The following is a 24384-nucleotide window of genomic DNA, read 5'->3' on the forward strand; positions in this document are numbered from 1 at the left end:
GGAAAAATTGCGAAAACTTTAGCTAAAATTTAGAATTTTACGATAAGCTAAAACTTGGGTGATTTAACATTAACAATGCTAAATTGGAACTGAAAAAGTTTGCTATACTAACTATTTAAAAAGGAAGTTATATGAGTGAATCTACGATTAAAAAAGCGGCCACCAGCCTTGTTGGTCGTTTTAATAATTTTAATGATATTAGCGCTGCTAGCACATTTTCAAGCGGCACCGCTGACCTTTATTGATCAAGCCTTGACCACACCGCTTCAAGCAATCGTAACGCCAACTAAAACTTTTCTCATGCGTTTGATCAGCGTGATCGCTAAACCGGCAATGGCGGTTCTATACGCAGTGGTATTAAGCGGCGCGCTCTGGTATTTCCAGCGGCGCGCCGCCGCAATTTGGGTTTTAGTCAGTTTCGGTATTGGGGGCGTCATTTCTTGGCTACTTAAATTTATCGTTGCCCGACCGCGGCCAACGTCCCATGTCCTACTGCCGGAAAACGGTTATAGTTTCCCCAGCGGTCATGTATTTAGCGCCGTTATGATCTTAAGCTTGGTGTATTTTATTTTTGCCCGACCATTACCCCGATTATGGCAACGTTTAGCTAGCTTGATTGCTATCGGCTTGTGGCTAGGACTCGTCGTCGCTTCACGCGTTTACTTAGGTGCCCATTATCCGAGTGACACGATCGCTGCGCTATTACTTGGCTACTTATGGCTACACATTGCACTTTGGTTACATCGCCATTATTACGCGTGGCTACAGGTACATTTGGCGCATACCCTACCAGAAATGCGCCACGCTAATCGGAATAAGTAACAATTATCCCAATAATATTAAAATAATATATCATTTTGATGACATTGCGCCTTTTGACTGGTTTTTTATTGAAAAGTCCCCTAAAATAGGAAACAACAATAAGCGATTTATTTTAGGGATGTGATATTATTTTTGGAAAACGGCCCCTTTTACGGCAACTATCTGATGGCGTCCAGGAAGAATTACCCCGTTATTTCACAAATTATCTTTGGAACTTTTATGATTCATTACGCGTCCAAGATACACGTTTCCCTTACAATGTAGCTTTTATCATTACGAAGCGTGGACGGCACTGTGACATTTACTGTGAACAATTTGACCCCGCTGAACACTTGACACTTGAACTCATTGACAATGCCTTAGTTTTACCTGATGAAGTTGTCATTCAACGCCAAGCCAATCGCCAATTGATGCGTTTGCCTGATGAATATTAGGCACTGTAAATTGTAAATCAACTAATTTAGTCTCAAATTTATTACGCGCGTTTTAGCTATTATTACGCTACTTTTTCAGTTAAAAACTATAATTTCATTAGTAAAAAAGTAGGCACCACCTCAGATTAGCTGCTGGGGTAGTGCCTACTTTTTTATTTATTCTTATTCTTCAACCGTCCGCCGCAAGATCGCAGTGGCATCTGTATGCAATTCATCAGCCGGTAGCACGTAAACTTGCCCGCCTAATTGTAAAACCTGGACACTAAGTTCGTTCAGCAAGTTAGTCGCTTTGGCCGCTGGACTACTAGTATCGAGTTCTTCACCGACTAACCGACCCGCAACATATGCGCCCTGAGCGACAAACAAGGTCGCTACATTGCCTTCAGCTGCCCGCTGCGTGATCGCACCGAGGTCACTAATATACTTTTTTGCTGAACGAGCACGATCAACTTGGCTTTGTAATACAGCCAATACCTCAGTTGCCAGCTGTTGATTGACCTGCGCAACGATTTGCGCAATTGCCTGACGGTCTAGTTTTGCTGGCACTTTACTGATCTGCGTATTTTGCAGCAAATATTTATTCTTACTTAATTTACGGAAAATAGCCTGATTTTCACTGACCGCTAATAAAACAAGCGGTTTATGCGTTGATTTGGAGTAATTGGTCAGAATATAGTCATCAACTTGTTTAAAATAATTCTGCGTATCGCTAGCCTGGCTTGCTTCTTTAGGATCATTACCGTGCGAAGCTTGACTAGCACCTAAGCCAGTCCGTGTAGTCCGTGTTTTCCCGGTTGTCAGTTCGGTACCCAACGCTTGTTCCCGCGTCAAGGGTGCCGCTGCTGGCAAATCAACTGGGGTGGCGACTCCTTCAGTAACATCCCACAAGGCCATACTATCTTGGCTAACTTTCAACAAATGATAGTCCCAGCTAAATTGATCATTGGCGATCAGCGGTAAAGCATAGACCGTATCACCGACATGCGCACTATTAGCCACTTCCTGTGCTAACGGATAGATAAAGGTATCATTCTGGCCAACGACGACAACAATACTAGTGGCGCCGTTATTGCCTAGTGCCCGCTGCTGCAATACTTGTGCTAATTTATCCTGATACGCCGCCCATTCTTTTTCAGTAAAACGAGTGACAAACGTTTTTTTCGCCTGTTGCACCAAATTACGGAACGTTGCCTTATCTTCAGCAATATCACGCTCATAAGGTGAGACTTTCATGAAAATGGAGACAAATGGGCCTTGTTCACCTTGCGCCCGAATCAATTGTGCTAGATCATTTTGTAATTCTGCCATAAAGATTCCTCCTACTCCACAATAGAGATAATTTGTCCCCCAGCCTTTACTGTGGCAAATAATAGCCGCGATAAAAACAGGGATCAGACTGAATTTGAAAACGTTTCATTTGTACAGCTTCATCTTAGCATTTTTGCCTACTTTGTTCAAAAATGTTTAAATAATAATTCGGCGACTTAAATGCAAATACGCATAAAAGTGAAAAATAATCCCACCGACTAGCAATAATGCACCTAACTCAACTGAGAAGAATGTGGCTACGATCGACAAAAAATAAATGACCATACTGCGTAACGGATCATAACTGATCGTCGCAAATAATTCAGGACTAACGCGCTTAGATTTTAGTTCCGGATGCTGCGATAAATAACTGTATAGTAACAAAAAAGTCAACGAAATAAATAGTGCAATAGCGGCGTAACTAATAAATGCCACCTGTAGATCAGCGCGTTCATGTTGCATCAACGTATGTGATAACAGTGCCGTTGGGTAATTGATCAACGTAATGGCAAACAACATCAATAAATTCAGCAAATTCACGTTACGGTCGATCTGCGCGAAAACACTGAATAGGTCGTGATGAAATAGCCATAAGATCCCGATATACATAAATGATAAAATATAAGCCGCTAGCACTGGCCATTGCTGTAGCACCGCCGTCAGTAAATGCCCCGTTTGATAATTGGGCACCTTAAAATCTAAAACTAAGATCGTGATCAAAATCGCGAAAACCCCGTCGCTAAAAGCTTGTAAGCGACTTAACTTCATCCACTGCACCTCCCTTAATTCAACTGACTTCATTATACCGCGCCAGTCACTGAAGCAGTCATTGTTTCACTCTTACACTTAATAAAAACGCAGCGAGCGCAACGCCACCAAAATTGGCACGTACACGCTCGCTGCGTATTTTATTTTCTATTCAAACACAAACTGGTTGTGGTAAAGTTCGGCGTAGAAACCGCCTTGTTCAACTAACTCATGATGTGTGCCTTCTTCGATGACTTGACCATCCTTAAGCACGACGATCTTGTCGGCGTTCAAAATAGTCTTCAAACGATGGGCGATCACAAACGATGTCCGGCCGGCAATGGCTGCTTCCATAGCCCACTGGATCTGTTGTTCTGTAACCGTATCAACGTTAGATGTTGCTTCATCCAAGATCAAAATCTTCGGATTAGTCAAGATCGTCCGCGCAATCGAAATTTGTTGCTTTTGACCAACTGAGAAAACCGAATTGGTGTCATCCACTTGCGTTTCGTATTTATCTGGTAGACTATCGATGAATTCATGAATATGCGTAGTTTTAGCTACGGTGATCACTTCATCCATTGTGACGTCTGGCTTACCAAAGCGGATATTATCGGCGATCGTGCCGGCAAATAGCACTGACTCCTGGAGCACGATCCCCACATTGGCGCGTAAGCTATCCAGATCAAAATCACGAATATCAGTGCCGTCATACTTGATCACACCACGATCAACATCATAAAAACGATTCATCAAGTTCATGACCGTCGTTTTCCCCGAACCAGTTGGCCCCACCAAAGCAACCATTTGGCCTTTATTCACGTTGATATTCACGTCTTTCAAAATAGGCGTTTCTGGTAAATAGCCAAAATCAACGTGTTCGATTTGAATGCCTTCATCCATATGGTCAAACTGCTTCCCGTTTTCCGGCCGTACTTCATCTGGTTCATCAAACATGACGTTCAAGCGCGTTGCACCGGTTACGGCCAACTGTAACTGACCAAATGACGACGAGATCTGCATGATTGGATTGTAATATTGTTGTGCGTACTGAATAAAAGTGACGACTAAACCTAGTGCTGCAGCGGCACCAAGTGATTTATCATTCAACGCGATCTTAGTACCCAAGAAAATGACTAACGCGGTGGTCAACAAGGAGAAACCATTCATCAATGGTAAGATCATTCCTGACCAAACTTGGGCGCCAAAAACAGATTTCTGCACTTTGGCGTTGCGTTCAACAAAACCATCGATGGCGTCTTGTTGCTGGCCTTCAACGATGATCGCCTTTTGACCAGAGATTTTTTCATCCATGTAGGCATTCAACACCCCGATCTCCGCTTGTTGGCGATCAGTATTACGCTTAGCTTGGATAATGATGATAATGGCACACAATACTGCCACCGGCGTGGTTGAAACTGTGACCCAAGCCATGCTGACGTTTTGGCGGAAGATCATGACCAATACCCCAACAAAGAGCGCAATATTGGTTGTCACGTTGACTGCCGCTTGGTTCAAGGTATTTTGAATATTATCAAGATCGGAAGTAAAACGAGCTAAGATATCGCCGTCTTCGTGGCGATCAAAATAAGCGATCGTCATTCGTTCTAGTTTACCGAACAAGCCTTTACGCATCCGGTTAGTCGAGTGAGCCACGATTCGCGCAAACAGCAGCGTATAGATCAACTGAGCCACGCCAGTCATGACATAAAAGGCCAATAACTTCCACATTATTGCAAAGAAATCAGCTTTACTAGCTGGCGCCGACAAGGCCACTTGGTGCAAGCTATGAATCGTCGTCCCTTTTGGCAATGACGACAAAATACTTGCAGGCACGTTAGCATCGGTGAGTTGCTTCCAGTTAGTCGGCATGTCGGCTAATTTTTGCAAGCTATCAATGGTAGTACCCTTCGGTAATGACGATAAAACTTGTTGCGGCACATTGCTATTAGTCAACGTTGTCCAATCAATATTATGCCCCGTTGCTTGACTCATTTGCGCAGCAATATTGCGTAACGCCTCCCGCGATTGACTAGCGCCAGCAGCAATTTTCTTCAACGCTTTGATTGCATCATCCGCATGCTGGTGGGTGAAGAAGTCGGTCACATATGTCGTTAAATGGGTGATCGCATCGCCCATCACGACTGGTGCTGCAACTTGGAGATAAGTTGCCACAACAATAAATACCGCAATGATCAAGAATTGTAGCTTATATTTTTTAAGATAGAGGTAAAAGAATTTTATTGCTCGCATTGTATCATTCATATTTCTAGTCCTCCTTTGCCTTCTGGGTCGCGTAGATTTGTCGATAAACTTCCGAGTTTGCTACTAGTTCCTTATGGTTACCGACAGCTACTAAACGACCTTCATCCAGTACCAAAATTTTATCCGCGTGGACCACTGATGAGATCTTTTGCGCAATAATGATCATCGTGGTACCACTAAGTTCGCGGTTAAAGGCGTCCTGAACTAGTTTTTCTGAACGCGCATCTAACGCGGACGTTGAATCATCTAAAATCAAAACCTTCGGCTGCTTAATGATGCCACGGGTGATCGACAAGCGTTGCTTTTGGCCACCGGAGAAGTTATTACCCCGTTCTTCAACCTCAGCGTTATACCGCTCCGGTAAACGATCAATAAATTCAGCTGCTTGGGCGATTTTAGCGGCACGATCCATATCAGTCGTATCCGCATCCTGTTTCCCTTGCTTCAAATTACCAGCGATCGTCCCGGAAAAGAGGATCGCTTTTTGCAAGACGATTGAGATCGTCTTTTTCAATGTTCCCTGCGATACTTGACGAATATCCTTACCGCCGACTTTGACTGTGCCTTCAGTCGGATCAAACAAGCGGGGAATCAATTGGGCTAAGGTTGATTTGCCGGCCCCAGTTGCGCCGACAATACCAACCATCTGGCCTGGTTCGATTTTAAAACTGATATCCTTCAACGTTGGTTTTTCATCGTTAGGATAAGCAAAGGTCACTTGGTCAAACTCAACAGTACCGTCAAGCTCCTCATCGGTAGTTGTTGTAAAGTGCATCGACGTTTCCGCATCCAAAACTTCGCGGATCCGGCCCATTGAAACAAAGCCCCGAGAAGCAAACATCGACATCATCCCACCCATAATAATGGCGAACATAATTTGCATCATGTACTGAATAAATGACATAATACCGCCTAATTGATCCTGAGCAACTGATGGCGATTTAGTGATAAAAGTTGATACCAACATAATTGCAGCAAAAATTGCTAATTGCGAAATAATCATAAACGCCGGAATCATCGTCGAGAACGTATAGCCAACTGCCAAATTATGTCCCAACAGATCATCAGATTCTTTATCGAATTTTTTAGCCTGATTCTTTTCTTGGACGAAGGATTTCACCACTCGAGCACCACGCAAATTATCACGAGCGATCGCATTGATTCGGTCCATCAACTTCTGAAAAGCCCCAAAATGTGGACCCATTGAGCGCATCGACAGCCCAGTGACGACCACGATCAAAACGACCATCACAATAATGATCCACCACAGTTGTGGTAAGGTAATGATCGATAGAATAAATGCACCAATGAATAATAGCGGTACGCGAATCAATACTTGGAAAATCATCATCATCAACGTTTGGATCTGGTTGATATCGTTGGTCATGCGCACAACTAAATTAGCTGAATTGAATTTCTCAATATCCGCGTACGCGAATGTTTGGATCTTACGAAAAGTCATTTCCCGCAAATCGGCTGACACAACTTGCGCCAACTTAGCCGCAGTGATCGTATTTAAAATCGAGCCAACTAAGCCGATCACAGCGATCACGATCAATGCGATCCCGTAATTACTGATCTTATCGACCTTCCCCGCCGTTGTCAGCGTTGTATCGGCCATTACACTTAATATGCGTTTCATATAACTTGGCTGCCATAATGCCGCACCGACTTGCAAAAGCATGGTCAACAATGCTGCAATGACCAGCGCTTTGTACTTGCCAATTGCCTTGATCATCATATAAGTATCCCCCCATGTACAATTTGTCATAATTTCGGTTATAATAAATTAGTGCTCCAACACTGTTGGATACCAAAATAAAAAAATCGCTTTGCAAAACAAAACGGTTTTAATTGTATCAAAAGTTAATGGATAAAACAATATTATTTTTTAAAATTTGAGAAGCTATTCAAATAAAAATGGAGGCTTGAAATCAATGGCAAATCGTAAAATTGATCGGGAGCAGATCATTGCACAAGCCTTGAAGACTTTGGGTAATACACATTCCTTCACCGACTTTTCGCTGCGCAAAGTGGCTGCCGATCTACACGTTGATGTTTCAACGCTTTACTGGCATTTTAAAAACAAACAAGATATTTTACAGGCTATGGCTGAAGCGGTGATCGAACACGTTGAGCTTCCCGATACGCAGCTAGAATGGACTGTGCAGCTCAAACAATTATTCAGTAACATCTTTGACGTTTATGAACGTTACCCATTGGCAGCCGTTCTAATGGTTGAAACGATACCGTCTGCACTAGTACGACTACACTTGATCGACCACACGATCGGAATCATCACCACCGCTGGCATCAACGAGCAAACCGCCAACATCGCCGTCACTTCGATTGATTTCTTACTAACCGGCTTAATGATCGACTTATCGATTGAAAATCGCTTCCGCCAGCAGATCACAACTCAACAAGATCCAGGCTTAGCCGAACACGTCAAAAAAATTCATGCACAAGCGCAAAGTCATCATTTAGAACACATGCAAGCCTCAATTAAAATGCGCAACCAATTGTCCGCTAAACAACAGTTTGAAAAGGGCTTGGATTTGATTATTGCTGGATTGCAGCAGTATTTAGCTGAATAACAAAAAAGAACACAATATGCTGTGTTCTTTTTTCGACTTCATATTAGTCAACGTCAACTTTTTGGATCCAGCCTTCTGGCGCTTCAACATCACCGAATTGGATACCAGTCAATGTATCATACAATTCTTTAGTTACAGGACCAACTTCAGTTTCAGAGTAGAAGACATGTTTGTTACCTTCATGAGTCACACTGCCGATTGGTGAAATAACGGCAGCGGTCCCGCAGGCACCAGCTTCCTTGAAACGATCGAATTGGTCAACGTAAACGTCGCCTTGTTCAGTACCTAAGCCTAAACGTTCCTTAGCTAAATACAATAAGGAGAATTTAGTGATCGATGGCAAGATCGATGGTGATTTTGGTGTCACGAACACGTTGTCTTTAGTAATGCCGAAGAAGTTAGCAGAACCGACTTCTTCAACTTTACGATGAGAAACTGGATCAAGGTAGATACAGTCACTATAGCCATTTTCATGCGCATATTGGCCGGGGAACAAGCTAGCTGCATAGTTACCGCCGACTTTGTTAGCACCAGTCCCTTTGTGCGCGGCACGATCATATTCGGAAGTAATAAATGCTGTTGGAGTTAAGCCACCCTTGAAGTAGTTACCAACTGGCATGGCGAAGATCGAGAAAATATATTCTTTAGCGGGATGAACACCAATGTTACCGCCGACACCAACCATGTAAGGCCGCAAATATAAAGTCCCACCGTTACCGTAAGCAGGTACGAAATCTTTATTCGCTTTAACGACTTGCTTAACCGCGTCAACAAATTTATCTTCTGGGAAAGTCGGCATCAGTAGACGTTCACAGGATTTAGCCATCCGTTTGGCGTTTTCGTCAGGTCGGAATAAATTGATGCTACCGTCTTTAGTCCGGTAAGCTTTTAAGCCTTCAAACGAACCTTGACCATAATGGAGAATCGTTGAACCTTCACTGATATGGATGTTGGGGTCATCAGTTAAACCTGCTTCTTGCCACTGGCCGTCACGATAATACGCGCGGAAACGGAATGGCAGGTCCATATAATCGAACCCTAAATTATCAAAATCAACTTCACTTGCTTTAACTGACATGATGTTTCCCCCTTAAAATTACAAAACGATTATTTTTATTATTTAATTTTAATATTAAGTGTAGTAACCTACCGTCACTTTGTCAACCTTGTTTCTGAAATTCATAATTAAAGTCGGCAATTTAAGTATCATAATTACATTTACTTTAAGCTTAATCTCACGTATGATAAAAGTAGCGAGTGCGCAGATCGGCTTTGTTAGTTCGATTTACACTACCGGCTAATTTCTTATTGAGGTGAAGTTTTTATGAAAAAAGTAATTGCAACAACCAAGGCACCGGCAGCATTAGGACCTTATTCACAAGCTGTCCTCGTTGACAGCACACTATATGGTTCCGGCCAAGTTGGTATTGATCCTGCCAGCGGTAAATTAGTTGGTGCGGGCATTGAAGCCCAAACCAAACAAGTTTTGGCGAATATCAGCCAAGTTTTAGCTGCTGCCGACATGACTTTTGCCGATATTGTTAAAACAACGATCTTCCTTGATGATGTCACCACTTTTGCCCAAGTCAACGACTTGTACGCTGCCGCTTTCACGGATGCCGCTACTTTACCAGCACGTTCAACAGTTGAAGTTGCTAAATTACCTGCCGGTGCACTGATCGAGATCGAATACATTGCCAGCAAATAAGTAAAACGCGCACCGTAAACGGGTTGCGCGTTTTTTCGTCAACGTGGGTAAACCGCCAATCGTTGTTCACTTAAGGCTGCCGTCTGGATCGGCGCCGGATAAAAATCGGACAAAACAGCTTCAGTCAATAAGTCAGTCCGCTTGCCTTGGCGAATTACTTGTCCATCGCGCAATAACATCACATTTTGAAAACAAGGTAATAGCTCTTCGGTGTAGTGTGAAACAAACAACAACGCCGGGCTATCCGGTGCTTCAGCTAGCTTAGCCACGCGCTGTAATAACCGCTCACGAGCAAAAAGATCTAACCCATTACATGGTTCATCAAGGATCAATAGTTGCGGTCGCGCCATTAATGCCCGTGCAATCAACACCGTCTGCCGCTCACCTTGCGATAGCACCTGATATCGTTTGCCGATCAGCTCAGCGCCACCCATTTGCCGTAGAATCTGCTTGGCTTGTTCAACATCCGCTTGCGTATATTTTTCGTAAACACCAATACTGGCAAATTTGCCCGATAAGACAATTTTTTCTACCCGATCGCCAACGTGCAGCGCATCCTGTAAGGCCGTGCTGACCCAACCAATTTTTCGTTGTAACTCAGGGATCGAGGTATGACCAAAAACACCGCCGAGCACTTCTAAACGACCAGTTGTTGGCCATAGATCACCGTGGATCATTTTGAGTAACGTGGTCTTACCGGCACCATTTAAGCCGAGAATCGCCCAATTTTCCTTGACGTGGGTTGTCCAATTGATGTTCTTTAAAATTGTCCGCTCGCCACGCTCCAAGGTTACATTTTGAAAATCTAAAATCTTTGTCATACCACACCTCCAGCTGCTACACAAACAAACCTCATTTTCTGGCGGAAACGTAATCTGAGCGTTTTTTAATACACGCTGCCTTAAACCATCATCGTGTACAGCATCTGATTGTCCTTTAAATTAATGTACCGTGGATCAAACTGTGACAAGCGTTCCAGTAAACCTGGTAATGTAGCCCGATCTCCTAAACGTACGCCAATCAAAACTGGTCCTTCACCGCGATTAACTTTTTTAGTGTACTCAAATTTCGTGATATCATCGTCGGGGCTAAGAATTTCATTGACCACTTCGCGTAAAGCGCCAGGCCGTTGCGGAAAATTGACGATGAAGTAGTGTTGGTACCCTTCAAAAATCAATGAACGCTCTTCGATTTCTTGCATCCGATTAATGTCGTTATTACCACCACTGACGACGCAGACGACTGTTTTACCAGCAATTTGCTCTTGTTGTGCCGCTAAAGCCGCTACACTTAAAGCGCCGGCTGGTTCCGCGACGATGGCTTCCTTGCTGTACAAGTCTAAAATAGCGCTACATACTTGGCCTTCTGGTACGGCGATCACGTCATCAACGTATTCTTTCACATTGGCGTAAGTTAGCGCGCCAACTTTTTTCACCGCCGCGCCATCGACAAATTTATCCATTTCGCGCAACGCGATCGGCCCACCAGTTGCCAAAGCTGCTTTCATTGAGGCCGCACCAGCTGGCTCGACACCAACAACTTTAGTTGCGGGGTTGGTGCCTTTAACGTAAGCGGCCACACCACTGATCAGGCCACCACCACCAATTGCCGCAAACATATAGTCAACGTTGATTCCAGCTTTAGCCGCGTCAGCCAGCGTTTCTACCGCCAACGTCCCTTGACCAGCCATCGTCCGTTTATCATTAAATGGGGCAATAAACGTTTGCTCATTTTCTTTGCAAAAAGCTTCCGCAGCCGCTGCGGCCGCATCAAAAGTGTCACCAACTAATTTGATCGTCACATCATCGCCGCCAAAAAAGCTGACTTGACTGACCTTTTGCTTGGGTGTCGTCACCGGCATAAAAATTGTTGCTGGTACTTGCATTTGATGACAGGTCCACGCCACGCCTTGGGCATGGTTACCGGCACTAGCACAGACCACGCCACGTTGGCGTTGTTCGGCCGGTGTATCGGCGATTGCATAGTAAGCGCCGCGAATTTTAAATGAGCGGACACTCTGCAAATCTTCCCGTTTTAAGTAAACTTGACAGTGATATTTTTGTGATAAATAAACATCGTATTGTAGCGGCGTGTGGCGAATAATCGGCCGCAACACCTCATAAGCTTTGTCGACGTCGGTTTTAGTAAGTAATGCGGATTGTTGCATGACGACCATCTAGTCACATCCCTTCAATTTTTTAAGAGTATCGTCTCAATTATGTGTGTAAATATATTTCGCCGTTAGCTACCGGCGATATGTAAAGAAAAAGAGTCAGGGACCAAGTTACCCTCGACTCATTTTCCGGTGATCTTGTTTAAGGCGTCTGGAAAGCTACTTTTGGGGCTAAAACGTGGCATTAATTTCCAAACACATTTTAGGCTATGAGTATTGTTTAAGTGTTGAATCGATATTCCTGATCAGTCACTGTATTTGTCAGCATCATTGACAAATGGCATATGGGCACGTAATTCAGCACCAACTTGTGATAATTGTGAGTTAGCTGAACGTTCGCGTAAACGATAAAGTTCTGGGAACCCAGCACGGTAGTCAGCCATAAAGTCTTTAGCAAATTTACCGTTTTGGATGTTAGTCAAAGCGTCTTTCATTGCTTGTTTAGATTCAGGACCGATAACCTTAGGACCGACAACGTATGAGCCGTATTCTGAAGTATTTGAGCAGTCAGCGTACATCTTGTTGAAGCCGCCTTCGTAGATCAAATCACAGATCAATTTCATTTCATGTTCAACTTCAAAGTAAGCCAATTGTGGTGAGTAGCCGGCTTCAGTCAAAACTTCAAAACCAGTTTCGATCAAGGCAGTAACCCCGCCCATCAAGACGTTTTGTTCACCAAACAAGTCTTCATCAGTTTCTTCTTTGAAGGTTGTCTTCAATAATCCGGCACGAGCAGCACCGTTAGCTTTAGCTAATTCTTTTGAAGTATCTTCGGCATGGCCAGTATAATCTTGTTCAGCGCCGTAAAGTGCAGGAACACCAAAACCTTCTTTATAAGTACGACGGCATAAGTTACCTGGACCTTTAGGTGCCATCATTGTTACATCAACGAATTCTGGAGGAACGATTTCTTTATAGTAAACGTTGAAGCCATGGGAGAAGCCAAGAGTGTTGCCTGGTTTCAGATGGTCAGCAATTTCGTTTTTGTAAACATCCGACATGACTTCGTCTGGCGTAAGTACTTGAACAACGTCACCTTTTTCAGCCGCTTCTGCTACTGAATAGACTTCAAAACCATCTTTTTTAGCTTTATCAAATGACTTACCTGGACGAACACCGACGATAACGTGGAAACCGGAATCGCGGAAGTTATTTGCTTGCGCATGGCCTTGAGCACCGTAACCAATAACAGCGATCGTTTGACCTTCCAAATAATTAGTGGTGACATCCTTCTCGTATAACATTTCTACTGACATATAAAACCCTCCATTTTTCGAATTGAAAACAGTAACCACACTGTTTTCTGTAACCAAATTTATCGCAAACTTTCTTTTTTCTTCCTATATAATAGGAAGAATTGAAAATTGTGACCTACATTAATCAAACTTTTTTGAGATAGTGTGTGGGATTGAACGTGATTATTGAACGGTTCACTCACTTTTGATAGCGGAAACGTGTTCCAAAGGGCAACTTCTTCCATATAGCTACGCTTGCCGAACACTCCACTACGTGTAGCTTATCGTCAAGCTAGGCTATATTCCAGAAGTTAAGCGCCCTTTGTCACACTCTATCCTTCTGCTCTGGTAAAGCCTGCAACCCCGGTGCGTACGACTTGGGTAACGCCGTACGGTTGGACTACGCGGAGTAGTGCGTTGACTTTCTCGCGCGATCCGGTGATTTGGATCATTAGTGAATCTAGTGCGACATCGACGACATCGGCACGAAATGGTTGGACCATCGCGAACAACTCCGCCCGTTTGTTCGTTGCGGCGTTGACGCGGATCAGCGCCAACTCGCGCTCGATGTGTGGTTGTTCCGTAATATCGTGGATCTCCAACACATCGATCTGCTTATTTAACTGGGCAACTAATTGCTTAGCCGCCGCGGTGTCATCTAAATAGATGACTGCAGTCACCCGCGAAGCACTTTTATCGCCAACTGGACTAATTGAAATACTGTCAATATTGACTTGACGCCGAGTCAGCGTCCCAGTAAAGCGATTCAGCACTCCCGGGTTATTACTCAAGAGACAAGTAAGTACCCGTCGCATCTAATCACTCTCCATCATTTCATTATTAGCGCTGCCTGGCGCGATCATCGGCATTACGGGTTCCAAAGCTGGAATCGCAACTTCGATCAGTGCGGCATGTGGTGCTGCAAATGCTTTGGCCAAATCGGCCGCCACTGTTTGTGGATCAGTGAGATGATGTGCTGCCAAACCATACGCTTCAGCCAACTTCATGAAGTTAGGCTGATGTTCAAACATCGTTTGTGAACGCCGCTGATCATAGAATAGATCCTGCCACTGTCGGACCATACCTAAAGTGTGGTTATTTAATAGTACAATTTTGATATCCAAGTCATAAGTTGCGATAACTTCTAGCTCTTCACTAGTCATTTGGATACCGCCATCACCGATAAATAACACCACTGGTTTATCCGGCGCAGCTAGTTTGGCGCCGATCGCTGCAGGTAAGCCAAAGCCCATCGTGCCTAGGCCGCCGCTGGTGATCAATTGGTGCTGATGTTTAAACGGATAATACTGTGCTGCCCACATTTGGTTCTGGCCGACATCGGTAACCACATACGCATCGCCATGCGTTAGCTCTCCCACTAACTCAACAACTTGTTGTGGCTTGATCTCGGTAGCACTCTTTTGATAATGCATTGGATGTTGGCTCTGCCATTCCTGCAACTGTTGGTGCCAAGCGCTGACTTCTGGTCGTGTTGCTGAACTACGCAGCATCAACTTCAAAACAGCTTTGGCATCGCCCACTAGTTGGTAAGTGGTGGCGATCACTTTATCCATTTCTGCAGCATCAATATCGATATGCGCGATCGTTGCGTGTGGTGCAAATCGCTGTGGCGCCGTGGCTAAACGATCATCAAACCGCGAGCCGACATTGATCAGCAGGTCACACTCGGAAAGTGCCATATTAGCTGCATAAGTACCGTGCATACCGCCCATACCCAAGAACATTGGATCGTTGGTTGGCATAACTCCAAGTCCAAGCAGTGTAGCCACGACTGGCACTTGGTAACGCTGCGCGAAACGTTGCACTTCCGTTTGCGCTGCGGCGGCGTGAACGCCGTTGCCGACTAATAATACTGGTTTGTGCGCCTGGCTTAAAGCCTGCATTAGCTGTGCGACCCGGTGCTTATCAACGGTTGGTGCTGGTTGATATTGCGGTAAATTAACTTGCTCTGGAAACGGTGCGTTCGTCGTTTGATTGGCGATATTCTTAGGTAGATCGATCAACACTGGTCCTTTGCGACCAGTTGAAGCAACGTAGAACGCTTCATTAATAATTCGCGGTAAATCACGCACATCGTGGACCTGATAATTATTTTTGGTGATCGAAGCCGTCATACTGAGAATATCCGCTTCTTGGAATGCATCACTGCCAATGGCTTGAGTACCGACTTGGCCGGTAAAAACAACCAAAGGTATTGAATCCATCATCGCATCCGCAATTCCGGTGATCGCATTGGTTGCACCTGGACCGCTAGTAACAAAAACGACACCAGGTTTGCCGGTTGCTTTAGCATAACCTTCGGCAGCGTGAGCAGCAGCCTGCTCATGCCGGACAAGAATATGACGGAACTTTTGCCGATAAACGGCATCGTACAATGGGAGGACTGCGCCACCCGGATAGCCGAAAATCATTTCGACATTTTGTGCAGTTAATGTATCAAGCAATAATTCAGCGCCATTACGTACTGGCATGGGCTGTTCTTCTGGTGCTTGCATCTGCTCACCTCCGTTTTGATTAAAATACGATTAGATTTTATGTAAGTTACTTTACTCTTTTTATTAATAATGTCAACTGCTTTTTGAAATTTTTTTGAAACTGTTTTTAGCTAGCGGTTTAGGGTATAAAAAAACGTCCTTCGAGATAAAATTACTTATCTTGAAGGACGTTATATTAACGTGGTACCACCTTTATTTGTAGCGACATTACTGCAACTACCTCTTCACGTGCGGGCAAAAATTGCCGATACGCTAGCCAGATAATGGTGGCAGCCAGTGAATTCTACTAAAAATTTCGATTCATTGCTCAGAGCCGATTTTCTTGATCATAGTTGGTACCGCCTCTCACCAAACGCGGTTCGCTTACCCAAGCCATGAAAAATACTTTTGCTCGTCAACACATTATTAGTTTAAATGTAACTCGATTTCTATGTTGCTCATAATACACGTGATCTTAGTTCATTGTCAACACTTTTTTAGAAATAACGATCAAAATCTTTTTCAAAGCCACAAACGCTGCAATATTTGGCGTTAGGCGTTTGTGCACCGCAATTGACGCAGAAGCTGGTGCTAAACACGTTATGCCCTTGTTCTTCAAAGAGATGCTGTCCGCAGCAAGTACAGAAGTTACCGCTGGGGACGGTGTGATTACAGTTAGCGCAGACGATCATTTCATAAGTTGTTTCCATAATGGAATTCCCCTTTTCTATTGATAGTTACGGTTAATTTATTTTCTTCTATGTTACGGACAAATGACTCACATCACACTTCATGCCGCGAGTAGCTTTAGCGCAAATTCAGATACTGCCTTCAAGATATAGTTGTCAAAGAACAATCTAATCTAAAGGGAGAACGTGCTTCAAAAGGCAACTTCTTCCGTATAACTACGCTTAGCGAACGAGCCACTGCGTGTCTCTTATCACTAAGCTAGGTTATACTCCAGAAGCTGAGCGCCTTTTGTCGCACTCCACAAAAAAAGCGCCCAAAGTGATCTATGAGATTAGATCACTAAGGACGCTTATCGCGCGTTACCACCTTTAATTTACATCTACGTCACCGCAAATGCCTCTGCCGCGCACAAACTTCTAGAAATCAGAATACTACGTCTGCTTGGAGCCTTCAGATAGATCACAAACGTAGAAACGAGCTAGCTCATCCCTTCTAGAGTTGATGCGTTGGTGCGATAATGGGCACTCCCAATCCCGCCTACTTTGTTCAGCAGATAGCTCAAAGGTTACTTTCATCAATAACAGTACTGCCTCTCTCAGCTCACAAGGCTCTCTGTTCAGGTACTGCAATCGACTACTCTTCCTCGTCGAAGCTTTTAGATTAGATAATAATTAAATTTTATTTCGATTGAGGCTCATTTTACACGGCTAAAGATACTATGTCAACAGTGTTTCGTAAAAAAATTATTATTTTTCTTGGTTGACGATTAAAAAAATCGGTGTTAATATTCGTACCATTACAACTTTTACTCATCAAATTCACATTTTAAAATTAAAAAGGAGCTGATCACATGAGTGACACCTTAAATTTTTCGATCTCTGGTAAAGATATGCAGAAGCGCAGTGACGAAATTAAGGTTGGCGATGATCGAGCACCGGGACGTAGTTTGTTATATGCCACTGGCAAAGTCAAAAACACCGATGATATGAAAAAACCGTTTATCGCCATCTGTAATTCCTATATTGAAATTGTCCCTGGCCACGTTCATTTACGTGAACTTGCCGATATCGCAAAGGAAGCGATCCGCGAAGCTGGCGGGATTCCATTTGAATTTAATACGATCGGCGTTGATGATGGGATCGCCATGGGCCATATTGGGATGCGTTACTCATTACCAAGTCGGGAAATTATCGCTGATGCGGCCGAGACCGTGGTCAACGCCCACTGGTTTGACGGTGTCCTCTACATGCCTAATTGTGACAAGATCTCCCCAGGGATGATGATGGCAGCGGCGCGGACCAACGTGCCTTCTGTGTTTGTTTCCGGTGGCCCGATGAAAGCCGGCTTAGATCCTAATGGTAAAGCCGTGACGCTATCCAACATGTTTGAGGCAGTCGGCGCCTTCAAGTCTGGCAAAATGACCAAGGAAGATTTCCTTCAATTAGAACAAAATGCTTGTCCCAGCTGCGGTTCCTGTGCCGGCATGTTCACCGCCAACTCAATGAACTGTTTGATGGAAATGACTGGCTTAGCCTTACCATACAACGGTACTGCCCTAGCAGTTTCTGAAGAACGCCGTGATTTAGTTCGCAAAGCTGCCAAACAATTGATGACCGTGGTCAAAAATAATATCCGGCCACGTGATCTTTTGACTAAAGAAGCTTTTGATGATTGTATCGCACTTGACATGGCGATGGGAGGTTCAACTAATACCGTATTACACGTGTTAGCCATCGCTCACGAAGCCGGCGTCGATTACAGTGAACGTGATATCAACGCAATTGCTGCGAAAACCCCATTCTTAGCTAAAATTGCGCCATCCTCTTCGTGGACAATGCAGGATGTCCACGAGGCTGGCGGTATGCCAGCCATCATTAATGAACTGATCGAAAAAGGTGGCATCATTCATCCCGATCGACCAACGATCACCGGCAAAACGTTACGCGAAAACGTTGCGGGTGCTAAGAGTTTAAATCACGAGGTCATTCGGCCGTTAGATAATCCATATTCTAGCGAAGGCGGCTTATCCGTTCTTTACGGTAATATCGCTCCTGATGGTTCCGTCCTTAAAGTTGGCGGTGTCGATCCTGATATCCGCGTCTTCACTGGTAAAGCCGTCTGCTTCGACTCCCATGATGATGCTGTCACCGGGATCGATGATGGCACTGTCAAAAAAGGCGATGTGGTCGTTATCCGTTATGAAGGTCCCAAAGGCGGCCCCGGTATGCCAGAAATGTTGAATCCAACTTCGGACTTAGTTGGACGTGGCTTAGGCCGTGATGTTGGTTTGATCACTGATGGGCGCTTTTCCGGTGCCACTCACGGGATCGCTGTCGGTCACATTTCACCAGAAGCTGCCGCTGGCGGTCCGATCGCATTGATCAAAGATGGTGATGAAATCACTATCGACATGATCAATCGGACATTGAACGTTAAAGTCTCTGACGCCGAATTTGCGGAACGGCGCAAGCATTTAAAGCCGTTCCAACCAAAAGTACGCCAAGGTTACTTAGCACGTTATACCTACTTAGTCACTTCCGCTAATACCGGCGGCATCATGAAAAGTGCCGACGAATTATTTGGCCCCGCAACTGAGCAAGAATGAGTTGAAAAAGCGATAGTTTTTTCGACCACGTTTAAACTGCATTAGGCAACCGTAATCAGTTTAGTTGTATCCTTAAAAACGCCTAGCACCAACTACGCAGGGCGTTTTTTGTTCCAATTATATAGCAACAATGGGTCTCATTAGCCAAGTGTGCTAATAAATGACTTTAACTGTGTAATAAGGAGGTATCAGTTTATGGCCGAAAATACCGCAACACAAAGCGCCACCGAATTGCAAGATCGGATGCTGGATGCGTTAAGCACTGTTATTGATCCTGAACTTGGTTGCGACGTGGTCAACTTAGGCTTGATCTACGGCCTGAGCATGGTCGATAGTGTCGTCACCGTCACGATGACCTTGACCACCATGGGCTGTCCGATCTCAGATGTGTTAGAACAAATGATCGATGATGCCTTAACTGCCTTACCAGAAGTCACCGCGGTTAACATCAATCTCGTTTGGGAACCCGCCTGGGGCATCGACAAAATGAGTCGCTATGCCCGTATCGCCCTCGGTGTTCATTAAAAAATAATCTAATTTGGAGGTTTTTATATGCAAAAAGTTGAATCACTGGGCAATTGGGTCAGCAAATGGTTTACCCTACTTGTCGTTATTGTCGCTGCGTTTAGTTTCTTCGTTCCTAGTGTGGGGACCGCAATTGCGCCACACACGTCATTACTTTTAGGTGTCGTTTTGTTCGGTATGGGGCTAACCCTATCACGTAAAGATTTCGCGCGGATCCTACGGCGGCCCTGGCCTGTTATCGCTGGCACTGTGGCTCACTATGTGATCATGCCTGGCATCGCCTACTTACTCTGCCTGATTTTTCACTTATCTGGTCCAACAGCAGTGGGCGTGATCTTAGTTGGTTCTTGTCCTAGCGGAACATCATCAAACGTCATGGCTTACCTTGCTGGCGGTGACGTAGCCTTAGATGTTTCGATCGGTATGTTATCCACTTTACTAGCACCGATCATGCTACCATCCCTACTGATGCTTTACGCTGGCCAGTGGGTGACGATCCCGGCGGCATCATTGTTTTTAGGCGCGATCCGCATTGTCCTGTTACCCGTCTTCTTAGGCGTCTTGGTACATACCCTCTTCGGCGATCGCATTGCGGCGGTTAATCACATATTACCGTTAGTTTCACAAACAGCTATTCTTTTGATCGTCTGCGCGGTTTTTGCCGCTAACCACGCCCATTTGTTTACTAGCCAAACAGCTTTAGTGATCCCCGTTGTCATGCTGCATAATCTATCCGGTTATGGTCTCGGTTTTCTATTTTCCAAGCTGATCCGCTTGAATTATCCGCAGCGTAAAGCAATCACGTTTGAAGTTGGCATGCAAGACTCGGCTTTAGGTGCAACGTTGGCCATGCAATACTTCCATCCCGCTGCTGCGATCCCGTCAACGATTTTTAGTATCTGGCACAACATTTCTGGTTCCGTTCTGTCATCGTACTGGCGCAACAAAGCGGTCAAAAGTGAGCAAGCAACGCCGGCTAAGGCTGTCTTACAACATAGTTAGAGTGCGTTGAAAAATCGGTTTTTTCAACCACGTTTAGACTAAAACAGGACCGGCGACAGTATTTGTTGCGGTCCTGTTTTTTAATTTAAGTTCAATTAAGAAAGTAGGCGGGTTTATGACCCAAAATATCACTTGGCGGCAAAACCTCGCCGTTTTATGGGCAGGTAATTTCATGACGGGTATGGGCTTTTCCATGACCATGCCCTTTTTGCCGCTATTTATCAAAACTTTAGGTAATTTCACCAAACCACAGTTAACCTTGTTAAGTGGTTCGGCCTTTGCGATTACTTTTTTAGTCAAAGCAATTGTTTCACCATTTTGGGGGCGCTTGGCTGATGCCCACGGGCGCAAGATTATGTGCTTACGCGCTGCTTTGGGAATGACGTTTACGATCACCGCTTGTGGTTTAGTCAACAGTATTGGTAGCTTGATTATTTTGCGGGCGCTGCAAGGCGGCTTTTCCGGATATATTAACAATGCCAACGCGATCGTTGCGGCCGCCGCTCCTCGTGAACATAGCGGTAAGGCTATGGGTACACTGGCCACTGGAAATGTGGTTGGTACACTGCTAGGTCCCTTATTAGGTGGCGTGATTGCCGGTACATTCGGCTATCGCAGTACATTTTTTGTCACTGGTGCGCTAATGGCAATTGTCTTCATTGCCACCTTAGTATTAGTTCATGAGCAATTTACTCCTGTTGCCGCTAAGGATCTACTACCAACCAAGCAAATTTTTCACAAATTACGGTATCCGCAATTGATCTTAGGGATGTTCATCACGACATTGATCATTCAAACCGCTAACATGTCGGTCACGCCAATTATTAGTTTATTTGTCGGTGAATTACTGCACCAACACGGTCCTATCGCTATGGTCAGCGGTGTGATCGCTGCCTTACCCGGCGTTGTCACCTTGATCAGTGCCCCTAGTCTAGGTGCTTTAAGCGATCGTGTTGGCCCGGAAAAAGTATTACTCGTCGGTTTATTATTTGCCACCTTGGTGTTTATCCCAATGAGCTTCGTCCAAAATATTTGGCAGCTAGGCTTCTTGCGTCTCTTGGTCGGTGTATCTGACGCCGCCTTGTTACCTGCTGTTCAAACAATTATGACCCAGCATGTACCCCAAAGTGTTTTTGGCCGTATTTTTAGCTACAATCAATCGTTTCAGGCTATTGGTAGTGTAGTTGGCCCGATGTTAGGTGCCGTCATCTCCGGTCAGTTTGATTATCGCGGTGTTTTTGCCATGACCGCTATTTTATTACTGATCAACTTGATCGTGATCCATTTTGCCAGTCGGCCTTTGCTCCATACTGCACAAAATGAGGCTTAGATTAGAACCTCCTCACAAAAAAGGCGTTAGCTCGCGTTTTCGCGTATACTAAAAATATAAGTAAACGTTTGCTAAATTGTTTAATTGTGAATTGGAGGTTTTTTTGTGCGTAAAATTGGAATCATTGGTCTTGGTCACGTTGGCGCAGCCGTTGCCTATACACTGGTGACTAAGGGAATCGCAGATGAATTAGTCCTGATCGATCAAAATGAAGCAGTCGTCTTAGCGGAAAAGTTAGACCTTGAGGATACGCAAGCTGGTTTAGCCACACATACGCACATCATCACGCAAGATTATTGGCAATTACGTGATGCCGATATTGTGATCATAGCAGCTGGTGATATTTCGATTTTCAGCGATGGTAAAAATAATCGTCAAGCTGAGCTTAGAATCACTAGTCAAATTGCCGAGGAAACGGCGCCAAAAATTATGGCCAGTGGTTTCAACGGTATTTTGCTGGACATTACCAATCCTTGCGATGTCGTCACTACTTATTTACAACGATTGACTGGACTCCCCCAGCAACAAGTTTTCGGCACTGGCACCTTACTCGATACCATGCGGATGCGGCGTGCTTTAGCTAATGAGTTACATGTTTCACTGCAAGACATACAGGGTTACAATCTTGGCGAACATGGCGAATCACAATTTACCGCTTGGTCAACGATCACAGTCGCAACACGGCCGATCGCCGAAGTCTTAGCACAACGCAAGACCGATTTTACCGCATTAGAAAAAGCCATCCGCACACGCGCATGGCAAATCATTAGCGGTAAGGGCTTTACCAGTTACGGAATCGCCGCGGCAGCAGTCACTGTTGTGCAAGCCATCTTTAGTGATGCGCACGTTACGCTACCGATTTCTAGCTGGAATTCCGAACATCAACTATACATCGGTCAGCCCACGCTGATTGGCCGCACCGGCACTTTACGGGTCGTTGATGTCGCATTAACTGAGCAAGAACAACAAAAATTTAACCATTCAGCGACCTATATTCAACAAAATCTCGATTCATTAGTAGCTAACTTACCTCGGTAAACGGCTGCGCCAGATCAATCGTTACTGGATAAGTCGCGTTTAACGTTGCGGGTGTCACTGCACAGCCATAGGCTAGCAGGTGGACACCCGCTTTTTGTGCAGCCAAAATAGCGGCGTAAAGCGCAGGATCACGTTGTTGATAAATCGTCACCTTGCTGATCCCACTCATTTGGATAATAAAACATAAGTAAGCTTGATACCCAGCTGCTTGAGCGCGAATTAAGGTCGCAACATGCTTAGACGCGCGGCTAGTCGGCGCATCCGGAAAAGCGGCCAGCGCACCATTAGCTAACGTGACGCCTTTTAATTCGACAAAAAACGGCTGCTTAGCGGTACTGCCAAAGATATCAAAACGCGCATCTTCAAAGGTCACTTCGCGTTTTAACGATAAAATATCACGAGTAGCGATTCCCGGTAACTTGATTAACCCAGTTTTAATACTCTCAAATGCAACTTGATTCGGCGCTTGGCTATCAATATTGATCCAGCGTGGACCGACTTTTGCGGCAACTAAATCATACTGTGTTTTACGCTGTGGATTATCACTTTTAACCAACGCTACCGGTACTTCCGGTTGCAAGATCTCCTTATTGCGACCTGTATTTTTAACATGGACTTGAATCAATTCATCATGTAATCGGCAAGTCGCAATAAAACGATTCGGCCGTGCTACAAACCGTGCTAAATAACTATTCGGATACTCCAATTTTTTCACGCCCCTACAAAATAAGACGCTGCACCCTTACGGTCCAGCGCCTCACCATTAATTTTTATGCCTCATATTGGTCACTAGCCCGCACAACAATAACAGAGCAAGGTGCGTTCTGCGCCATGTAGCTGGCCTGCGAACCAATAAATAAGCGACCTTTTTCCTTAGTTTCCGAGCCGACGATCAATAGGTCCGGCCGCCATTCAGGAACGACTTGGTTAACGATCACTTTCCCTGGTTTACCCTCGCCGATCAAAGATGAAACTTCAACTACACCGAAATCTTTAGCCTTCTGTGCGTAGCGATTGACCTTAGCCAATACTTCTTCGCGTCGATTTGCCAAAACATCAGGTGACAGTGAATCATAGATATTTAAATCACTTGTCTCTAAAATCGTTACCACCGCTAACGGCACATGGTAGGATTTGGCCAACGTCACCGCATAGTTGAAAGCGCGAATTGACGAGGTCGAATCATCCTCATCTACGGCCACTAACAGCCGCCGAAATGCCATTGTTTGCACTTCAAAGTCTAATGGATCCTGCGTATTTTTTGCGCTCATCTTTACCTATACCTCACTTTTCTGAACTAACCTGTCGGCAATCAACCTTATCCCGATTGCCAAACATGCTAGGAATCTGTTCCAACTCCATTATAGCTGGTTCGATTTACCAATAGCAAGCGTTTTAGTACGCCGACTG

Annotated in this window: 21 protein-coding genes and 1 other annotated feature; of the genes, 8 read left to right on the forward strand and 13 right to left on the reverse strand. The window is 44.7% G+C overall.

What is annotated here, in order from left to right:
- Nucleotides 1–135: 135 nt before the first annotated feature.
- Nucleotides 136–822: a phosphatase PAP2 family protein gene (locus LC20001_RS13495; protein WP_010010305.1), complete on the forward strand. Its 687-nt coding sequence runs from the start codon at nucleotides 136–138 to the stop codon at nucleotides 820–822.
- A gap of 596 nt (nucleotides 823–1418) precedes the next feature.
- Here LC20001_RS13495 and LC20001_RS13500 read toward each other — a convergent pair.
- From LC20001_RS13500 to LC20001_RS13515, 4 genes are all read right to left on the reverse strand, one after another.
- Nucleotides 1419–2564 carry a baeRF6 domain-containing protein gene (locus tag LC20001_RS13500; protein WP_010010307.1) on the reverse strand — a complete coding sequence of 382 codons (1146 nt, stop codon included), beginning with the start codon at nucleotides 2562–2564 and terminating at the stop codon, nucleotides 1419–1421.
- A gap of 156 nt (nucleotides 2565–2720) precedes the next feature.
- Nucleotides 2721–3332, reverse strand: a complete 612-nt coding sequence (locus tag LC20001_RS13505) for a TMEM175 family protein (protein WP_010010308.1) — start codon at nucleotides 3330–3332, stop codon at nucleotides 2721–2723.
- Nucleotides 3333–3479: 147 nt separating this feature from the next.
- On the reverse strand, nucleotides 3480–5576 hold the full coding sequence (locus LC20001_RS13510; protein ID WP_010010309.1) for an ABC transporter ATP-binding protein: 2097 nt from the start codon (nucleotides 5574–5576) through the stop codon (nucleotides 3480–3482).
- Between the two features lie 4 nt (nucleotides 5577–5580).
- Entirely contained in the window at nucleotides 5581–7317 is a 1737-nt protein-coding gene (locus LC20001_RS13515) for an ABC transporter ATP-binding protein (protein WP_010010310.1), read from the reverse strand.
- A 196-nt stretch (nucleotides 7318–7513) separates the two neighbouring features.
- On the opposite strand from LC20001_RS13515, the gene LC20001_RS13520 reads away from it, so the two are divergent.
- Complete coding sequence (locus tag LC20001_RS13520) at nucleotides 7514–8173, forward strand: TetR/AcrR family transcriptional regulator (RefSeq protein ID WP_010010311.1); 660 nt, start codon at nucleotides 7514–7516, stop codon at nucleotides 8171–8173.
- 43 nt (nucleotides 8174–8216) lie between these two features.
- Here the strand turns inward: LC20001_RS13520 and LC20001_RS13525 are convergent, their stop codons facing one another.
- Nucleotides 8217–9251 carry a branched-chain amino acid aminotransferase gene (locus LC20001_RS13525; RefSeq protein ID WP_010010312.1) on the reverse strand — a complete coding sequence of 345 codons (1035 nt, stop codon included), beginning with the start codon at nucleotides 9249–9251 and terminating at the stop codon, nucleotides 8217–8219.
- A gap of 246 nt (nucleotides 9252–9497) precedes the next feature.
- Between LC20001_RS13525 and LC20001_RS13530 the strand changes: the two genes are divergently transcribed.
- Entirely contained in the window at nucleotides 9498–9881 is a 384-nt protein-coding gene (locus LC20001_RS13530; RefSeq protein ID WP_010010314.1) for a Rid family detoxifying hydrolase, read from the forward strand.
- 38 nt (nucleotides 9882–9919) lie between these two features.
- Here the strand turns inward: LC20001_RS13530 and LC20001_RS13535 are convergent, their stop codons facing one another.
- From LC20001_RS13535 to LC20001_RS14330, 6 genes are all read right to left on the reverse strand, one after another.
- A complete protein-coding gene (locus LC20001_RS13535) occupies nucleotides 9920–10702 on the reverse strand; it encodes an ABC transporter ATP-binding protein (protein WP_010010315.1) in 783 nt (260 codons plus the stop codon).
- An 80-nt stretch (nucleotides 10703–10782) separates the two neighbouring features.
- Nucleotides 10783–12057 (reverse strand): threonine ammonia-lyase IlvA, encoded by a 1275-nt coding sequence (gene ilvA, locus LC20001_RS13540; protein WP_010010316.1) that lies wholly within the window; start codon nucleotides 12055–12057, stop codon nucleotides 10783–10785.
- 242 nt (nucleotides 12058–12299) lie between these two features.
- Nucleotides 12300–13310: a ketol-acid reductoisomerase gene (gene ilvC, locus LC20001_RS13545; protein WP_003679829.1), complete on the reverse strand. Its 1011-nt coding sequence runs from the start codon at nucleotides 13308–13310 to the stop codon at nucleotides 12300–12302.
- A gap of 311 nt (nucleotides 13311–13621) precedes the next feature.
- Nucleotides 13622–14104, reverse strand: coding sequence for an acetolactate synthase small subunit (gene ilvN, locus LC20001_RS13550; RefSeq protein WP_003679832.1), 483 nt, complete (start codon nucleotides 14102–14104; stop codon nucleotides 13622–13624).
- Complete coding sequence (gene ilvB / locus LC20001_RS13555) at nucleotides 14105–15805, reverse strand: biosynthetic-type acetolactate synthase large subunit (RefSeq protein ID WP_010010317.1); 1701 nt, start codon at nucleotides 15803–15805, stop codon at nucleotides 14105–14107.
- Nucleotides 15806–15965: 160 nt separating this feature from the next.
- Nucleotides 15966–16212: a binding site (T-box leader), on the reverse strand.
- A 69-nt stretch (nucleotides 16213–16281) separates the two neighbouring features.
- Nucleotides 16282–16494 (reverse strand): hypothetical protein, encoded by a 213-nt coding sequence (locus LC20001_RS14330; protein WP_137636541.1) that lies wholly within the window; start codon nucleotides 16492–16494, stop codon nucleotides 16282–16284.
- A gap of 830 nt (nucleotides 16495–17324) precedes the next feature.
- On the opposite strand from LC20001_RS14330, the gene ilvD reads away from it, so the two are divergent.
- The 5 genes from ilvD (at nucleotide 17325) to LC20001_RS13580 (ending at nucleotide 22974) form a co-directional block, all read left to right on the forward strand.
- Complete coding sequence (ilvD, locus tag LC20001_RS13560; RefSeq protein ID WP_010010318.1) at nucleotides 17325–19079, forward strand: dihydroxy-acid dehydratase; 1755 nt, start codon at nucleotides 17325–17327, stop codon at nucleotides 19077–19079.
- Between the two features lie 195 nt (nucleotides 19080–19274).
- Complete coding sequence (locus LC20001_RS13565; RefSeq protein ID WP_010010320.1) at nucleotides 19275–19604, forward strand: metal-sulfur cluster assembly factor; 330 nt, start codon at nucleotides 19275–19277, stop codon at nucleotides 19602–19604.
- A gap of 27 nt (nucleotides 19605–19631) precedes the next feature.
- Nucleotides 19632–20606, forward strand: coding sequence for a bile acid:sodium symporter family protein (locus LC20001_RS13570; protein WP_010010321.1), 975 nt, complete (start codon nucleotides 19632–19634; stop codon nucleotides 20604–20606).
- A 115-nt stretch (nucleotides 20607–20721) separates the two neighbouring features.
- On the forward strand, nucleotides 20722–21936 hold the full coding sequence (locus LC20001_RS13575) for an MFS transporter (protein WP_010010322.1): 1215 nt from the start codon (nucleotides 20722–20724) through the stop codon (nucleotides 21934–21936).
- A gap of 105 nt (nucleotides 21937–22041) precedes the next feature.
- A complete protein-coding gene (locus tag LC20001_RS13580) occupies nucleotides 22042–22974 on the forward strand; it encodes an L-lactate dehydrogenase (RefSeq protein WP_056943265.1) in 933 nt (310 codons plus the stop codon).
- Here LC20001_RS13580 and sfsA read toward each other — a convergent pair.
- Entirely contained in the window at nucleotides 22958–23680 is a 723-nt protein-coding gene (sfsA, locus tag LC20001_RS13585; protein WP_010010324.1) for a DNA/RNA nuclease SfsA, read from the reverse strand. The two genes, LC20001_RS13580 and sfsA, sit on opposite strands and share 17 nt — an antisense overlap.
- 64 nt (nucleotides 23681–23744) lie before the next feature.
- The gene (locus LC20001_RS13590; protein ID WP_003679846.1) at nucleotides 23745–24245 is read right to left on the reverse strand and encodes a universal stress protein; all 501 of its coding nucleotides are present in this window, start codon (nucleotides 24243–24245) and stop codon (nucleotides 23745–23747) included.
- Nucleotides 24246–24384 lie beyond the last annotated feature (139 nt).

The organism is Loigolactobacillus coryniformis subsp. coryniformis KCTC 3167 = DSM 20001 (assembly GCF_002706425.1).
GTDB classification, from domain to species: Bacteria; Bacillota; Bacilli; order Lactobacillales; family Lactobacillaceae; genus Loigolactobacillus; species Loigolactobacillus coryniformis.

Excerpts from the sequence above, each read along its gene's own strand:
- LC20001_RS13515 (WP_010010310.1), bottom strand. The coding sequence starts at position 7,317 with ATGATGATCAAGGCAATTGGCAAGTACAAAGCGCTGGTCATTGCAGCA.
- LC20001_RS13590 (WP_003679846.1), bottom strand. The coding sequence starts at position 24,245 with ATGAGCGCAAAAAATACGCAGGATCCATTAGACTTTGAAGTGCAAACA.
- LC20001_RS14330 (WP_137636541.1), bottom strand. The coding sequence starts at position 16,494 with ATGGAAACAACTTATGAAATGATCGTCTGCGCTAACTGTAATCACACC.
- LC20001_RS13510 (WP_010010309.1), bottom strand. The coding sequence starts at position 5,576 with ATGAATGATACAATGCGAGCAATAAAATTCTTTTACCTCTATCTTAAA.
- ilvN (WP_003679832.1), bottom strand. The coding sequence starts at position 14,104 with ATGCGACGGGTACTTACTTGTCTCTTGAGTAATAACCCGGGAGTGCTG.
- LC20001_RS13520 (WP_010010311.1), top strand. The coding sequence starts at position 7,514 with ATGGCAAATCGTAAAATTGATCGGGAGCAGATCATTGCACAAGCCTTG.
- LC20001_RS13570 (WP_010010321.1), top strand. The coding sequence starts at position 19,632 with ATGCAAAAAGTTGAATCACTGGGCAATTGGGTCAGCAAATGGTTTACC.
- LC20001_RS13575 (WP_010010322.1), top strand. The coding sequence starts at position 20,722 with ATGACCCAAAATATCACTTGGCGGCAAAACCTCGCCGTTTTATGGGCA.
- LC20001_RS13500 (WP_010010307.1), bottom strand. The coding sequence starts at position 2,564 with ATGGCAGAATTACAAAATGATCTAGCACAATTGATTCGGGCGCAAGGT.
- ilvC (WP_003679829.1), bottom strand. The coding sequence starts at position 13,310 with ATGTCAGTAGAAATGTTATACGAGAAGGATGTCACCACTAATTATTTG.
- LC20001_RS13525 (WP_010010312.1), bottom strand. The coding sequence starts at position 9,251 with ATGTCAGTTAAAGCAAGTGAAGTTGATTTTGATAATTTAGGGTTCGAT.
- ilvB (WP_010010317.1), bottom strand. The coding sequence starts at position 15,805 with ATGCAAGCACCAGAAGAACAGCCCATGCCAGTACGTAATGGCGCTGAA.
- ilvA (WP_010010316.1), bottom strand. The coding sequence starts at position 12,057 with ATGGTCGTCATGCAACAATCCGCATTACTTACTAAAACCGACGTCGAC.
- LC20001_RS13505 (WP_010010308.1), bottom strand. The coding sequence starts at position 3,332 with ATGAAGTTAAGTCGCTTACAAGCTTTTAGCGACGGGGTTTTCGCGATT.
- ilvD (WP_010010318.1), top strand. The coding sequence starts at position 17,325 with ATGAGTGACACCTTAAATTTTTCGATCTCTGGTAAAGATATGCAGAAG.
- LC20001_RS13565 (WP_010010320.1), top strand. The coding sequence starts at position 19,275 with ATGGCCGAAAATACCGCAACACAAAGCGCCACCGAATTGCAAGATCGG.
- LC20001_RS13530 (WP_010010314.1), top strand. The coding sequence starts at position 9,498 with ATGAAAAAAGTAATTGCAACAACCAAGGCACCGGCAGCATTAGGACCT.
- LC20001_RS13535 (WP_010010315.1), bottom strand. The coding sequence starts at position 10,702 with ATGACAAAGATTTTAGATTTTCAAAATGTAACCTTGGAGCGTGGCGAG.